We start from the raw sequence: 14934 nt of genomic DNA, 5'->3' as shown, positions 1-14934 counted from the left end.
GCAGACGACGACACCCGTGAGTGCCTGTCCAGTGCCTGCACCATGATCCAGCTCCAGATCGCAAAGACACAAGATCAGCCTTAGTCATTCCCGCCACGTTCCGTTTGTTTCATCGATCGCAGCATCTCTGCCCCGGCCTCAGAGAGACAGATCCGCGTTCACCAGATCCGTGACCAGCATATGGCCCGGTGCATGCGTGATGCAGAAGTGAGGGCGGGCGCGGACAATGGCGGCCTGCGGGGTGACGCCGCATGCCCAGAAGACCGGGACTTCGCCGTCGCGGATGGTGACCGCGTCGCCATAATCCGGTGCGTCGATGTTTTGGATGCCGATCGCCTCGGGATCGCCGACATGCACCGGGGCGCCGTGGACGGAGGGAAACCGGCTGGTGACCTGCACCGCCCTGATTGCATCCTGTGGCGTCATCGGTCGCATCGAGACGACCTGCGGGCCGGAAAAGACGCCTGCCGCCACCGTTTCGATGGACGAACGGTACATCGGCACGTTGCGATTTTCCTCGATATGGCGGATCGGGATGCCGACCGAGAGCAGGGCCTCCTCGAAGGAAAAGGAACAGCCGATGGCAAATGTCACCAGGTCGTCGCGCCAGATGTCCGAAATGTCTGTCGGCTCGTCGACAAGTTCACCATCGTGCCAGACGCGGTAGCGTGGCACATCCCGGCGGATATCGAGATCCTTGCCAAGCGCATCGAGAATGGCCGCACCCGCATCGGAAACACCGAGCAGCGGACAGGGTCTCGGGTTGCGCTGGCAAAACAACAGGAAGTCATAGGCGAACTGGCGCGGCAGGATGGCGAGATTGGCCTGGACAAAACCGGGGGCCAGATTGGCCGTCGGGCCCGACAAAGCACCGGACCTTGCCAGCAAGCGAACGTCGTGGGCAATCGAGCGAGGTGCGTGATGCATGTCAGACCGTCCTTGCCGCCAGCGCCTGCTCGATCGCAAGCCCGATGGACAGGATCCGTCTGTCCGTCATCGCGCCACCGGCGATCATCAGGCCGACAGGAGCATGTCCCGGTTGGTGGCAGGGTACCGAAAGGGCACAGCCGTCGAGGAAGTTGATCATGGTCGGGTTGCGCAGGATGAGGGCATTGGTCGCAAAGAAGGCCGCATCGTCGGTGATCAGCGGCGCGACCGGCGGTGCGATGATCGGTACGGTCGGCAGGATCACGGCATCAAAGCCCGCCACGCGCTGCATCACCTGCGCCTGCCAGGCAAGTCGTGCCGCCAGCACGTCGAGGTAGTCGGCGCCGCTTATGTCGCGCCCACGCAGGATGCGGCTGCGCACTCGCGGGTCGTAGATTTCGCCTTTGGCGTCGATGAGGCTGCGATGCCAATGCCAGGCTTCCGCAGCGATCAGACCACCTTTGGCGTTGATGCTCGCCAACTGGGCAAATTCGGGGATCTCGATCTCGCTCAACTGCACGCCCGCTTGCGACAACCGGGTGAGGGTCCCCTCGAATGCCGCGGTGACCATTGGGTCCATGGTATCGAGCACCACGGTCTGCGGCACCGCCAGGCGCAAGCCGGCGAGCGAGGCGGGCTTGAGCGTTTCCAGCTCTTCCCCGGCGATGATGGCGTCGAGAGTAGCGCAGCAGCTGACGCTCGGTGCGATGGGGCCGATCGAATCCATCGAGGTGGAAAGCGGGGCCACGCCGTCCCGGCTGACGCGCCGCGCGGTCGGCTTGAACCCGGTCAGGCCGCAAAGCGCTGCCGGAATGCGGATCGAGCCGCCGGTATCGGTGCCGATCGCGGCCACCGCCATTCCGTCGGTCACCGAAACGGCGGCGCCGGACGAGGATCCGCCAGGGATGCGGCCGGTTGCGCGGTCAAAAGTATTGAGCGGCGTTCCGTAATGCGGGTTGAGCCCGAGGCCGGAAAAGGCGAACTCGCTCATATTGGTGGTGCCTGTGATGACCGCTCCGGCGCGCTTGAGGGCCCGCACCACCGGCGCATCCGAAACAGCAGGTTCGCCATTCTGCAGGGCCAGGCTGCCGGCTGTCGTCACCTCGCCGGCGAGGTCGAAAAGATCCTTGACCGAGATCGGCACGCCATCGATGGGGGAGCGCCGTTCGCCGGTCTCCCTCAGGATGTCGGAGACCTCTGCCAGATGCCGGGCGCGGGCGTGATTGCGGCGAATGAACGCCGTGGCGCCCTGGCCGGCGGGATCATCGATGGCAAAAATGGCGGCGTCGGTAAGCGCTGCGGCACTGGTTTCTGCCGCTATCAATCGTTCAGAAATCTCACCAAGGGTGGGGTGCGTTATCATCACTGGACCTCGGGAAGCATGTCGATCGTGTAGCTGTGCCTGATGCTGCGGTTCAGCACCGGATCGAAGAGCTCCATGGTGAAACGCGTCGACGGGCGGATGCCGCCAATGGCGCCGACGGTGCCGCAGATCATGCCAGTATGCTCGTCCAGCATGGGTGTGCCGCCGGTGAAACCCGAGATCAGGTCCTGGGGGGTGCGCAGGGTTGCAAGCGTGCCGTCCTGGTAAAGCGTCTCGCTGCCGTTTTCATCGATCCAGGCTCGGATGACGAGCTGGTCCCAATGATCGGCCACCTCGGCAAAGGGCCAGGCCGTGTTGGCAACCGGCTTGGCGCAGATCTGCTTGGACAGGGCGACGCTATGGGATTCCAGCTTGCGGTCGGTATGGTCCGAGGCGATCGACACATAAAGCGCATCACCGACCCGGAACACGAAGGTTTCGACTTCGCCGGAGCTTTCTTCGCCCACCACCTGGATGCGCGATGTCTGCACGGCCGTATTGTCGGATACCCGGTAAAACAGCGGGACCGTACTGGGGCGGGGCACGCCGATGGCCGCCAGTTCCTCGATGTGGTGGTCGATTGCGGCGCGGTCGCGCCCGGCCCAGCCGGCGACCACCAGGTCTTTCAGCTCCAGATCGAGATCCGAGGTGCCGTTGGCGCTGTGCAGGGTAAAATGCAATGTCATGAGATCATTCCGATGGATATCTGAGGTGCACCGTTCAGTCGGCAAGGCCGGGCAGGAACAGGGCAATCGAGGGGAAGAGGGATAGAAGCAGGATGAGCAGTGCCATGGCCGCAACGAAGGGCAGGCTGCCGATGATGACGGGTCCCATGGAGCCGCTCTTGCGCAGGCTGTGGACAACGAACAGGTTGAGCCCGACCGGCGGCGTGATGAGGGCTGCCTCCACCAGGACGATGATCAGGATGCCGGTCCAGATCGGATCGAAACCGAGCGCCAGCATGATCGGCGCAACGATCGGGATCGTCGTGATCATCATCGACAGCGATTCCATGAAGCAGCCGAGGATCAGGTAGAAGATCACCACGACAAGGATCATCACCGCTGGTGACAGGCCAAGACCGGAAATCGAACTGGTGATGACATCGGTGATGCCGGTTGCGGACATGACGAAGTTGAGGAAGCCGGAGGCAATGATGATGAGAAGGATCATCGCCGAGGACTTCATCGTGCCCTCGATGGCTTCCGCCAGCATGGCAAGGGTCAGGCGCCTGAAGCAGGCGGCGAGGATCATCGCGCCCGTCACGCCCAGAGCCGCGGCCTCCGTTGGGGTGGCAAGACCGGCATAGATGGAGCCGACGACCAGCAGGAAGATGCCGAGCGGCGGGGCAAGATGGATGAGACTTGCAAACCGCAGGCCCCAGCTGCCGGTCACGCGCTTGCCGCCCCAGGCCGGAACCATCACGCAACCGAGGATGATGGTCAGCATGAACAGTGCCGTCAGCAGCAGGCCGGGAATGATGCCGGCGAGATAGAGCTTGGGTACCGAGGTGTTCGTCAGGACGCCGTAGAGCACCATGTTGATCGACGGCGGAATGAGGATGCCGAGCGTGCCGCCGGCGGCAAGGCTGCCGAGGAACAGGGGCTCGTTGTAGCCGTGACGCTTGATCTGCGGAATGGCGACGGTGCCGACGGTGGCCGCCGTTGCGACGCTGGAGCCGGAGGTGGCGGCAAACAAAGCGGAAGCGCCGATATTGGCATGCATCAGGCCGCCCGGCAGCCACGACAGCCAGAGGCTCATGGCACTGTACATGCGTTCGGCAAAACCGGCGCGCAGCAGGATCTCGCCCAGCAGGATGAACAGCGGAATGGCGACGAGCAGGAATTCGTTGTTGGTGCTCCAGGCCAGTTCGCCGATGGCGCGGGTCAGCGGCAGCATGGAATAGGCGGGATCCAGCACGAGGCCGAGAACCCCAAGTGCGGCGCCGACAGGGATAGACAGTCCAACCAAGACGAGCAGAAGGATGAGTGTGGTGGCGATCATCGGCGTTCTCCCACGATCAGCCGTTCGCCGGCGGCCGCCTCTTCTGCGGCCTCTTCCTGCGTCGAACGCACGCCGCAGATGGCTTTGACGGTGTCGAGATCGCCGGTGACCAGCGCAACCGATGCGCGGATCAGCATCAGCGCCAGGATAAGGCACATGAAGACGAGGCCGGCGAACCAGAGGCCTTGCGGAATGGCGAGAGGCGTGCCGAGCGGCGTGTTGGCCTGCGAGTTGTTGGCAAGCGATTCCGCCACGACGCCGTAGCCGTAAAAGGTCAAAAAGCCGATGAAGATGCCGAGGCAGACGAGCGAAAGCCAGTCGAGCACGGCCGAGATGCGCACCGGCAGGTACTGGTAGATCACGTCGACCCGCACATTGGCCCGTTGCAGCGTCGCGTAGGCAAGCGACCAGGTGGTGCTGATCGCAAAGGCATAGCTCGACAGCTCGTCCGAGCCGCCGACCGTCACGCCGGCGAACTTGCGCAACAGGACGTCAACGGAAATCAGCAGCACGCTGGCAATCGTCAGGGCGCCGCTGGCCAGCACGGCCAAGCGGGCCGCCCTTTCGGCAAAGCCATAAAGCCGGGTAAGGCGGGGGAGGGATCTTGTCATGACCGAGGTCTCGGCTCCATCGTTAGGGGTGCGGCGGCAGGGCTGCAGCCGCACCCGATATTGCTTATTTGCTGACGGTCAGCGCGAGGGACTTGCCGATGGTGTCGTTGAAGCTCTGCACGCAATCGGCCGAGCAACGGGCAGCCCATTTGGGCAGGATCTTGTCTTTCAACGTCGCGTTCAGCAGCGCCTTGTCCTCGGCGCTCGGCACAACCAGCGTCATCTTGCCCTTGACCGGCTGAGTGCAGGCGTCGGCACCCGTGTTGCAATCATAACCAGCCTGGGTCTGGGCGGCGGCGGCTTTCCAGATGTCATCCATCAGGATCTTCATATTGTCCTGAAGGAAGGTCTGCACTTTCGGATCGAGCTTGTCCCAGGTGGCCTGGTTGACGGCATGGATCTGCTGGTTCCAGTTGATCGGCAGCGCCAGAAGATGCGTGGAGACCTCGTACCACTTGGCGGAATAACCCGACAGGGAGCCGGTGATGGCGCAATCAACCACGCTGTTCTGCAGCGCCGGAACCACTTCGCCGAAGGCCATGGTGACGCTCGTGCCGCCAAATGCTTCGACAAATTCGGCCTGGGTGCGGCTCGACGTGCGGACCTTTTTGCCCTTCAGGTCGCCGAGGCTCTTGATGTCGGCGTTGCAGAAGATCACCTGCGCCGGATAGGTGGAGATGCCAAGCAGCTTGACCTTCGAGCCTTCCCCATAGAACTTTTCATAGACCGGCTGGAAGGCTTCCGTGACCCTGCGGGCGGTTTCGACATCGGGTGCGAGGCCCGGCAGATCGATCGCTTCGTTGATCGGATTGTCGCTCGCGAAATAGGAGAGCGTGGCCGTGCCGAACGGCACCACGCCCTGCGACATCAGACGCAGCAGTTCCGGTCCCTTCAGTCCCATTTCGTTGAAACCCTTGATCGTTGCGGTGACCTTGCCGCCCGACTTCTCGGGAATGGTCTTGGTCCAGAACGGCTGCTCGAACTGCTGATAGGCCGTGAGGTTGCTCAAGCCGCCGATGATCTGCAGTTCGGTCTTCGGCAGGTCCTGCGCAAGAGCGCTCCCGGCCACGAGAAGGGCAGTGGTGAAGGTCAGAAGTTTCATGTCGCGTTCCCTTTTCCTTTGGTTGGATCCAAAAGTCACAGAAGGGGGACGGATGACGTTCAGCAGGCGCACGGATGCGGTATGCGAGAATTGCCAGATGCCTTTGTCAGTCTGTTCCCTTGCATGCGACTTATATCGCTTTTGTTGAAACGGATTAGACGACACGGCAATGCCGCCTGTCCAATCGTATGTTTGGAAGGCACATATAAGGAATATTTATTGCTCGTCGCGAAAGGCGGGGCCTGGCAGCACATTGCCGGGGCTGTCATGGGCGATCTGCTGTGCCATGCGCGCGATGACGCGCGCAGCGTGACTTTCCGGTCCGTCGATCCAACTGGCGGTGAAATGCAGGTCCTGAAGCGGGTCGACATCGACCATCACGATTTCCAGCTCGCGTCGCTTGAGTTCCGCGCCGAGAAAGATCGGCGTGATGACAGCCGTGCCGATGCCGTCCAGCACCATCCGCGCGATCATCGACAGGGATGCGCTGCCATAGATGCGCGGTGAGGCGATCCTGTGCCGTTGCAGCATGTCGCGCACCTGGCGGTAGGGCGTGCTGTTGGAGCCGTAGGTGATGACGGGAAGGGCCGCGATCGTCTCGAGCGACACGGCTTCCCCGGGCGGGTAAAGGCCGGGCCGCGCGATCCAGGCGAGCGGATAGGTGCAGAGCGGCCGGTTCTCGACCCTTGCTTCCAGCACCGGCCCCATCAGAAAGGCAAGATCCAGCTTTCTGTTCATCAGGTGGGACTGCAGCATCTCGCTGGTCTCGACCTCGATTTCGAGGGTCAGCGAGGGATAGGCCGTGTGGATCTCCGCGATCAGGCGCGGCAGCCAGGTCTGCACGATCGTTTCGGCGACACCGAGGTTCAGCCGACCGCTCATGGCGGTATGGTCGCGTGCCGCCTGCATCATGTCGTTGCGGGCCTGGATCATACGCTCGGCATGCGCCAGCAGTTCCTGACCTTTCGCCGTCAGCCGCACGCCCCGGGCCGCCCGGTCGAACAGGCGGACGCCGAGGGCCGTTTCGAGGGCGGCCACGCGCTGCGAAACCGCTGGCTGTGTCGTGCCAAGCTTTTCGGCCGCAGCACGCAGACTGCCAAGCGCCGCCGCCCAGAAAAACGTCTCTATGTTACGAAGGTCGATCATCGCGACAGGTACCCCGCTTGGGCGAATCGGACATGATGACACCGTACCAATGTTTGCAATCAAACAGAGCCGTGCAGTACTTTTACCTGAGGCGTGACATGCTTGTCGGGGAAGGGGGCAGCCAGACCGGTTCTTTTACCACGACTGGAAGCATCGACACGACCTGTCGCCTTGCGCGAAATTCCAAGCGCCGGTTTGTTTGTTCGCCTGGTGATAGAGCTGCCGGTTTTTCCGCCGCAGACAATGTCACGATCTTCGTCGATCGTCCGATCTCATCGGGTCTACTGATCGCCACCGCCATCATTCTGGTCCCGATGATCCTTCCGAGCTTCAGCGCCGTGCGTGAAGAAGCCTTCCACGAATGACTTGTCCATTCCGGTGATGCCCGAGACTCGAAGGGTTTGGCGGACGAAGCCGCAGGCAGTTGACAAGTGCGTTCACACTGAACTGCTTCCCGGGCGCTTCTGTCACACTCCGAAACGCGGACATGGACGAGGCGGCATCAGAACGTTCCCGATCAGGAGTGTCGGGCGAAATGTGAACTCGTGAGTGCAGATTTCATCCCTGTACCAATCCGCCGCGTGCGTGGGAGAGAAGCAGTGGCACCACTTCCCTTTCAAGTCGTTCGACTGTCCATCGTGGTACTGGTGCGGACACGACGATCGCGCCTGCGGGTCGACCGCCGATGCCTGGAATGGCGGCGGCAACATTTACCTCGTCGCGGATGGACTGTCGATCCGTAAAGGCGATGCCTCGCTGGCGTCCGGCGACGATTTCCGCTCGAACCACCTGCTTGTCCGTGACCGTCTGTGGCGTGCCGGGTTCCATCGCACTGGCGCGAAGAATCGCGTCCATCTCTTCTTCCGGCAGCCAGGAGAGCATTGCCCGACCGCCAGAAGACGATACTGCCGGTAGGCGCCTGCCGGGATAGGCGGTGCGGAAGGCCGGTTGAGGTCGGCTTTGCACGTGCAGGAGATGCACGATCTCCGTGCCGTCGAGAACGCAAAAGGAACATCGCAGACCGCATTCCTCCCGCAGGCGGATAAGGCGTGGCCAGATTGACTGGATAAGCCCGTTCCCCATCTGGAAACGGTAGAGCAGGTCAAGTGATCGAACGGAGATGTAGTAGCATCGCTTTCGCTCGTCCTTCCGCAGGTAACCAAGGCCGCATAGCGTTTCAGTAATGCGCTGGACCGTGGGGACGGGAAACCCGGTCTGGCGCGAAAGCTCGGTTAGCGTCAAAAGCGGCCTTTCGGGGTGAAAAAATTGCAGTAGGTGCAATCCTTTGGCAACCGCTGTTACGGCCAACGGATCGTTTTCATCAGCAACCAACGGCCAAACATATCGCGCGTTCGGTTCGATATTGGCCGGACGCACCATCGGCGTCACCCGCAGATCCCCCGCCCGCGATGCGGTTTCGAGCAAACGGGCCGCGACGTCGCTTACTGCCGTTTCATTTCGCAAACCCGAGACGGAGATGGCGCCGATGGGGGTGCTCGCTGCATCGCGAAAGGCAGCTGCAATAACGTGGCCGGCCTCGCCGGCGCGAATTGAATCATGTGCGTAGCCGACGTCGCGTTCCCGCGCGAGCCGCTGAGCCAGATCCGCGTCGTATGCGCGGTCATCTTCATGGCAAAGGCTTGCCCTCGGTGTTAGGCCAGCAAGAATCGCGCGACCGGGCGCGGCATCGCGAAGCGCAACGCGACTGCCGATTGGTGCCAGCGCCAACGAAGCGGCAGGTGAGGGTACGCGCGCAAGCGTTACTGCGTCGCTTCCATCTGCAAGCCAGAGATCGCAGCTCAGGCCGGTCCGAGCGTTCAACTCCACCACCAATGGCATGACCAGATCAATGAGATGATTGGACGTGAGGTAGACATGTGCGGGATAACCGGCCCGGTGCGCCAGGGACAGGACGCCGGTTGCCGTTTCGCGTAACAGCCAGCCGGACGTCACGAGTGTATGCGCCAGCCGTTGGACGCTGGATCGATTCATGCCGGTTCGCGTCGCTATGTCGGCAATTCGCAGTTCCGGTGCGTTTGGACCGAAAAGTTCGAGTATGGCGAACGCCTTTTCAAGTGCAGCAATGCGGGCGCGACGATCGGCTGGCAGGGTGTTTTTGTCGGCAGAATCCATATTGCAGCGCATCAAATCGTTGACAATCCTGACCTGAAGTCTATAATCAACTTTCGATAACTACAATCGCATTGCGGTAAAATAATCCTAAGGGGAACGCCGTGCAACAGATGCTCCATACCGACTGAATCGACGAAAGACGCGCGGGCGCCAGCCGGGATGCGAATAAATTGCGCGTCTCGGAACTGACAAAATCCGATAAGTCTCTGTTCTTTACTGATGCCGTTTTCGTCGCAGTTCTGGCGGCGTGAACCTGCATTCTGCGCTCTCTGCCGCGTTCCGCCGGACGCAGCGGATCATGCCTTGCCGTTGCCCGGATACCTGCGGATTCGGGTCGCGGACGTCAAGAAAATGGTTCGGTCTGACCGGGGCTGTGCGCTTGCGCGCGCGGCGACTATCCCGGCTTGCCGGTTCTCAGCCTGCCAATCAAAACGAGGGAACAGCACACATGCATGCATCAGCGAGCACAAAGACAGGACGTCTGAAAAGTCATATCGCGGCCGCTATCCTTGGCCTGTCCGTTAGTGTGGCCGGTTTTGCCCAGACGGCCTTGGCCACCACGATCATTGCGGTGCCGCATTCTGGTCTGCGTATTCTCGATCCGATCATCACCACCGCCCATATCGTGCGCAATCACGGCTATATGGTGTGGGATACGTTGCTTTCCTACGACGCGGACTTCAAGCCGCAGCCGCAGATGGCCGAATTCGAAGTTTCGGCCGACCAGTTGACCTACACATTCAAGCTGCGCGACGGACTGAAATGGCATGACGGCACCCCGGTAACGGCGCAGGATTGCATCGCCTCTCTCCAGCGCTGGGGCAAGCGCGATACGTCCGGTCAGGTTCTCTTCGACAAAACCGAAAGCCTCACGGCCGCCGATGACAGAACCATCGTGCTGAAATTGAAGGAGCCCTTCAGTTACGTGCTCGACGTGCTGGCAAAGCCCTCGTCTGTGGTGCCGTTCATGATGCCGAAGCGCATCGCCGAAACCCCGGCAGACACGGCGATCACCGAAATCATTGGCTCCGGCCCGTTCCGCTTTGTCAAGGAAGAATACCAGCCGGGTGTGAAGGCGGTCTACGAGAAGTTCAAGGATTACGTGCCGAGGTCCGAGCCGGCAAGCGCTCTCGCCGGCGGCAAGGTGGTCAAGGTCGATCGTGTCGAGTGGATCTCGATGCCGGATGCGCAGACTGCGGTTAATGCCATACAGTCCGGGGAAATCGACTATCTGGAGTCTCCATCGGTCGATCTACTGCCGCTGGTCCAGGGCAATGACGAACTGACCGTCGAAATCATGAGCCTCGGTTCGCAGACCATGGGCCGTATGAATTTCCTGTATCCTCCCTTCGACAACAAGAAGATCCGCCAGGCGGCCATGATGGCCATGAACCAAAAGGATGTGCTCGATGCGCTCATCGGCAATCCGGACTACTACACGATCTGCGGCTCGATGTTTGGCTGCGGGACTCCGCTGGAATCAGAGGTCGGCGCTGAGAGTTTGACCAAGAGCGGCAATATCGAGGGTGCTAAGGCACTTCTGAAGGAGGCCGGATATGATGGAACGCCGGTTGTGATGCTGCAGCCGACCGATGTGGTGACGGTCAAGGCGCAGCCGGTCGTAGCCGCAGCGGCCCTGCGGGCGGTGGGCTTCAATGTGGACTTGCAGCCCATGGATTGGCAGACGCTTGTCACCCGCCGTGCATCTCAGAAGCCTCCTGCGGAAGGCGGCTGGAACATGTTCTTCACGAACTGGATCGTACCGGAGATCATGACGCCACTGAACAATCCGATGCTGAACGGACGTGGTACGAAGGGTTTCTTCGGTTGGCCTACCGATCAAAAGATGGAAGATCTCCGGGCGAAATATGTCGCTGCCAAGACCCTTACGGAACAAAAGGCCGCCGCTGCCGAGCTTCAGGCTCACGCCATGGACGAGGTGAACTACATCCCGCTTGGCCAGTTCAAGATTCCGAGCGTTTGGCGCAACGAGCTTTCCGGTCTTCTGAAGGCACCGGTTCCGGTGTTCTGGAACATCGAGAAGAAGGACTGATCCTGTCGCTCTATTCGCCAAAGCCAGTGGCACGTCGTGCAGGTGTGCCGCCGGCCATCCCGAATAACCGACGTGAGGATGCGCATGCTCGCCTATACCGTCCGCCGGATTTTCGCAGCTGTCCCCGTGATGGTCACGGTTGCGATCTTCGTCTTCCTTTTGCTTCGCCTGACTCCGGGTGACCCTGCAGCCATCATCGCCGGCGATATGGCCACACCGGAGCAACTCCAGAAGATCCGCAACGCGCTTGGGCTTGACCGGCCTATAGCCGTTCAGTTCTTCTCCTGGTTCTGGCTGCTGCTGCAAGGCGATCTCGGAACCTCGCTGATTTCCAACACGCCCGTTACGGCAATGATCGGAAAGCACATAGAACCCACCGTCAGCTTGGCGCTGTTGACGATTACGCTGTCGGTGATCATTGCCGTTCCGCTCGGCGTGCTCGCTGCCTGGCGCCACGGCACATGGATCGATTTTGCGGTGATGACGGTTTCCGTAATCGGGTTCTCTGTGCCGGTTTTCGTCATCGGCTATATCCTGATCCAGATCTTTGCGATCGATCTGAAATGGTTTCCGGTGCAGGGGTTCAGGAGCCTTTCCAAGGGGCTTGGTCCCTTTCTGGAGCGGGCCGTGCTCCCGTCCGTCACGCTTGCGTCCATCTATGTCGCGCTGATTGCCCGCATGACCCGTGCCTCCGTTCTGGAGGTGCTGGGTGAGGACTACATTCGCACCGCCCGTGCCAAAGGCCTGAAGGAAAATGTCGTGCTGTTCCGCCACGCGTTGCGCAATGCTGCAGTGCCGGTTCTCACCATCATCGGAACCGGATTTGCACTTCTGATTTCGGGTGTCGTTGTTACTGAAAGCGTCTTCAACATTCCCGGTATCGGTCGCCTGACCGTCGATGCCATTCTTGCTCGCGACTATCCCGTCATCCAAGGCATGATCCTGCTGACGAGCGGCATCTATGTACTGATCAACCTGTTGATTGATCTTTCCTACTCCTTCTTCGATCCAAGGATCCGGTATTGATGGCTCAGACGTCCCCCTTCGGCGCCGCAATGCGGCTGCCCGTCTCCCTGGTCGCGGGCCGGCGTCGCAGTTCCGTGATTATTCCCGCCTTCGCCCTGTTCGTGCTCGTGGTCATCATCCTGCTTGCGGTCTTTGCGCCGTTTCTGGCACCGCATGATCCCGTGACGATGACACCGTCCGTGCGCCTCAAGCCGGCGAGCGAAATCTATCCGCTCGGTACCGACGCCTATGGACGCGATCTTCTCTCCCGCGTCCTGTATGGTGCGCGCATCTCGCTGTTCATCGGTGTCGGCGCAACTGCAATTTCGGTGGCCATCGGGCTCGGCATCGGCCTTGTCTCCGGTTTCTTCCGCATTCTTGATGCCATCGTCATGCGGGTCATGGACGCCCTGATGGCCATTCCGAGTCTTTTGCTTGCGATCGCCGTCGTATCATTAACGGGAGCGAGCATCTGGACCGTAATGTTTGCCATTACCGTGCCGGAAATTCCGCGCGTGGTGCGGTTAGTGCGTTCGGTGGTGTTGTCGGCTCGCGAGGAGCCCTATGTCGAGGCGGCGATCGCCGCCGGTTCCAGCCTGCCAAAAATTCTCTGGCGGCACCTGATGCCGAACACGTTGGCGCCGCTCATCGTGCAGGGCACCTATGTCTGTGCCTCCGCCATTCTCACGGAAGCGATCTTATCCTTCCTCGGCGCAGGTGTTTCCACGGAAACGCCGACCTGGGGCAACATCATGGCCGAGGGACGCGCCTTTTTCCAGATCAAACCGGAACTCATCCTGTGGCCGGGCATCGCGCTTTCGCTCTGCATTCTCTCCATCAACCTTCTTGGCGATACAGCGCGTGATTTGCTTGATCCGCGCATGAAGAAGAGGGAAGCATCGAAATGACCACAAGCGCGACAAGCCCGTTCTATCCCGCACTGGCGCCCGAGGTTCTGCGTATCAACAATCTTGTCATCGCCCTCACCGATGACAACGAGAGCGCACCGGTCCTCAACGGTGTCTCGGTCACCATTCACGCCGGCGAGACGGTGTGCCTTGTTGGCGAATCCGGTTCAGGCAAGTCGGTCACCTCGTTGGCAACCATGGGGCTTCTGCCGCGTCAATCACTGGAACCGCGGGGTGGCGAAATCCTGTTCGAGGGTGAAGATCTTCTGAAGGCGGATGCTGCCCGGATGCGGGCGCTGCGGTCCAAAAGCATTGCCATGATCTTTCAGGAACCGATGACGGCGCTGAACCCGGTGCTGACGGTTGGGCGTCAGATCTGCGAGGTTCTGCAGGAACACACCAAGCTTTCTTCCCGTGAGCAGAAGGATGCCGTTCTGGAGATGATGCGCGAGGTGCAACTGCCAGAGGTGGAGCGGATCTTTGCCTCTTATCCGCATCAATTATCCGGCGGCCAGCGCCAGCGGATCATGATTGCCATGGCTCTGATCCTGAAGCCGAAGCTTCTGATCGCAGATGAACCAACAACGGCGCTGGACGTGACCACCCAGAAGCAGATTCTCAAGCTCATCGCCGATCTCCAGCAAAAGCGGGGCACCGCGGTTCTGTTCATTACGCACGACATGGGGGTGGTAGCCGAAATTGCCGATACGGTCTACGTCATGAACCGCGGTAGCCTCGTTGAAAGCGGTCCCGTCGAGACGATCCTGACCGCGCCGGCAAAGGACTATACGCGCATGCTGCTTTCCTCCGTGCCGAGTCTGGTGCCGCGCCAACCGCGCCCGCTGGTCTCTGACGAGGTCGTGCTGTCGGCTTCGGAGCTCGAAAAGGTGTATGGCAGGAAGGGCCTGTTCGGCAGTTTCGCGGCAGGGACAAAAGCGGCGACGGACATCTCCTTTACGTTGAAAAAGGGCCGGACGCTCGGTATCGTCGGTGAAAGTGGCTCTGGCAAATCCACTGTTGCCCGCTGCATCATGCGGCTGATCGATCCCACGTCCGGCTCCATCCGTATTTCCGGCCAGGAAATCGCCGACTTTTCGCGTCGCAGCCTGCAGCCGCATCGCCAGTATATCCAGATGGTGTTCCAGGATCCCTATCGCTCGCTGAACCCTAGAATCACGGTGGGAGAGAGCATTGCCGAAGGACCGGTGAACTACGGAACGCCGCAGGCGCAGGCGCTGAAACGGGCACGCGAACTGCTTGCCATTGTCGGCCTGCCGGAAGATTCGGTGAACCGTTACCCGCACCAGTTTTCTGGCGGCCAGCGTCAACGCATCGCCATTGCGCGCGCCGTTGCCATGAACCCGAAGGTGTTGGTGGCGGACGAGGCGGTATCGGCGCTCGATGTTTCCGTCCAGGCACAGGTGCTCGACCTGCTGGCGGATCTTCAGCAAAGGCTTGGCATCGCCATCCTGTTCATTACCCACGATCTGCGGGTTGCCGCGCAGATCTGCGACGATGTGATCGTCATGCAGAAAGGGCGTATCGTGGAATATGCCACCGGTCATGAGGTGCTTACCAAGCCGAGGCACCCCTACACCCGCCAGCTTATAGATGCGGCCCCGGGACGGCACTGGGATTTCGCAAATTTCCGGCCGCTGTCGCCGGAAGCCGCTTAATGTGTC

13 protein-coding genes are annotated in these 14934 nt (G+C 60.9%); 5 read left to right on the top strand and 8 right to left on the bottom strand.

Annotated features, from left to right (window positions below):
• Window positions 1-138 precede the first annotated feature (138 nt).
• The 7 genes from OU993_RS17720 to OU993_RS17690 all read right to left on the bottom strand — a co-directional run bounded on the left by OU993_RS17720 (window position 139) and on the right by OU993_RS17690 (window position 7153).
• On the bottom strand, window positions 139-927 hold the full coding sequence (locus OU993_RS17720) for a putative hydro-lyase (RefSeq protein WP_268159637.1): 789 nt from the start codon (window positions 925-927) through the stop codon (window positions 139-141).
• 1 nt (window position 928) lies between these two features.
• Entirely contained in the window at window positions 929-2290 is a 1362-nt protein-coding gene (locus tag OU993_RS17715) for an amidase (RefSeq protein ID WP_268159635.1), read from the bottom strand.
• Window positions 2290-2976, bottom strand: a complete 687-nt coding sequence (locus OU993_RS17710) for a DUF2848 domain-containing protein (protein ID WP_268159633.1) — start codon at window positions 2974-2976, stop codon at window positions 2290-2292. The genes OU993_RS17715 and OU993_RS17710 overlap by 1 nt, the downstream gene beginning before the upstream one ends.
• 34 nt (window positions 2977-3010) lie before the next feature.
• The gene (locus OU993_RS17705) at window positions 3011-4294 is read right to left on the bottom strand and encodes a TRAP transporter large permease (protein WP_268159631.1); all 1284 of its coding nucleotides are present in this window, start codon (window positions 4292-4294) and stop codon (window positions 3011-3013) included.
• Window positions 4291-4905, bottom strand: coding sequence for a TRAP transporter small permease subunit (locus OU993_RS17700; RefSeq protein WP_268159630.1), 615 nt, complete (start codon window positions 4903-4905; stop codon window positions 4291-4293). The genes OU993_RS17705 and OU993_RS17700 overlap by 4 nt, the downstream gene beginning before the upstream one ends.
• Before the next feature lie 64 nt (window positions 4906-4969).
• Window positions 4970-6007, bottom strand: coding sequence for a TRAP transporter substrate-binding protein (locus tag OU993_RS17695; protein ID WP_268159628.1), 1038 nt, complete (start codon window positions 6005-6007; stop codon window positions 4970-4972).
• A gap of 216 nt (window positions 6008-6223) precedes the next feature.
• Window positions 6224-7153, bottom strand: coding sequence for a LysR family transcriptional regulator (locus OU993_RS17690; RefSeq protein ID WP_268159627.1), 930 nt, complete (start codon window positions 7151-7153; stop codon window positions 6224-6226).
• Window positions 7154-7185: 32 nt separating this feature from the next.
• Here OU993_RS17690 and OU993_RS17685 point away from each other — a divergent pair, with 32 nt between their 5' ends.
• A complete protein-coding gene (locus tag OU993_RS17685; RefSeq protein ID WP_268159625.1) occupies window positions 7186-7518 on the top strand; it encodes a hypothetical protein in 333 nt (110 codons plus the stop codon).
• A gap of 193 nt (window positions 7519-7711) precedes the next feature.
• Here the strand turns inward: OU993_RS17685 and OU993_RS17680 are convergent, their stop codons facing one another.
• A complete protein-coding gene (locus OU993_RS17680; protein WP_268159623.1) occupies window positions 7712-9286 on the bottom strand; it encodes an IclR family transcriptional regulator in 1575 nt (524 codons plus the stop codon).
• A 448-nt stretch (window positions 9287-9734) separates the two neighbouring features.
• On the opposite strand from OU993_RS17680, the gene OU993_RS17675 reads away from it, so the two are divergent.
• From OU993_RS17675 to OU993_RS17660, 4 genes are all read left to right on the top strand, one after another.
• Window positions 9735-11339 (top strand): ABC transporter substrate-binding protein, encoded by a 1605-nt coding sequence (locus OU993_RS17675; protein ID WP_268159621.1) that lies wholly within the window; start codon window positions 9735-9737, stop codon window positions 11337-11339.
• An 84-nt stretch (window positions 11340-11423) separates the two neighbouring features.
• Complete coding sequence (locus OU993_RS17670) at window positions 11424-12365, top strand: ABC transporter permease (protein ID WP_268159619.1); 942 nt, start codon at window positions 11424-11426, stop codon at window positions 12363-12365.
• Window positions 12366-12394: 29 nt separating this feature from the next.
• Window positions 12395-13252, top strand: coding sequence for an ABC transporter permease (locus OU993_RS17665; protein ID WP_442792997.1), 858 nt, complete (start codon window positions 12395-12397; stop codon window positions 13250-13252).
• On the top strand, window positions 13249-14928 hold the full coding sequence (locus OU993_RS17660; protein WP_268159616.1) for an ABC transporter ATP-binding protein: 1680 nt from the start codon (window positions 13249-13251) through the stop codon (window positions 14926-14928). Before OU993_RS17665 ends, OU993_RS17660 begins: the two co-directional genes overlap by 4 nt.
• Window positions 14929-14934 lie beyond the last annotated feature (6 nt).

Origin of the sequence: Rhizobium sp. SL86, assembly GCF_026672545.1 — a bacterium.
Lineage (GTDB): Bacteria > Pseudomonadota > Alphaproteobacteria > Rhizobiales > Rhizobiaceae > Neorhizobium.
Note: the sequence above shows the minus strand (reverse complement) of the source record. Positions and strands in the feature narration are given on the sequence as shown.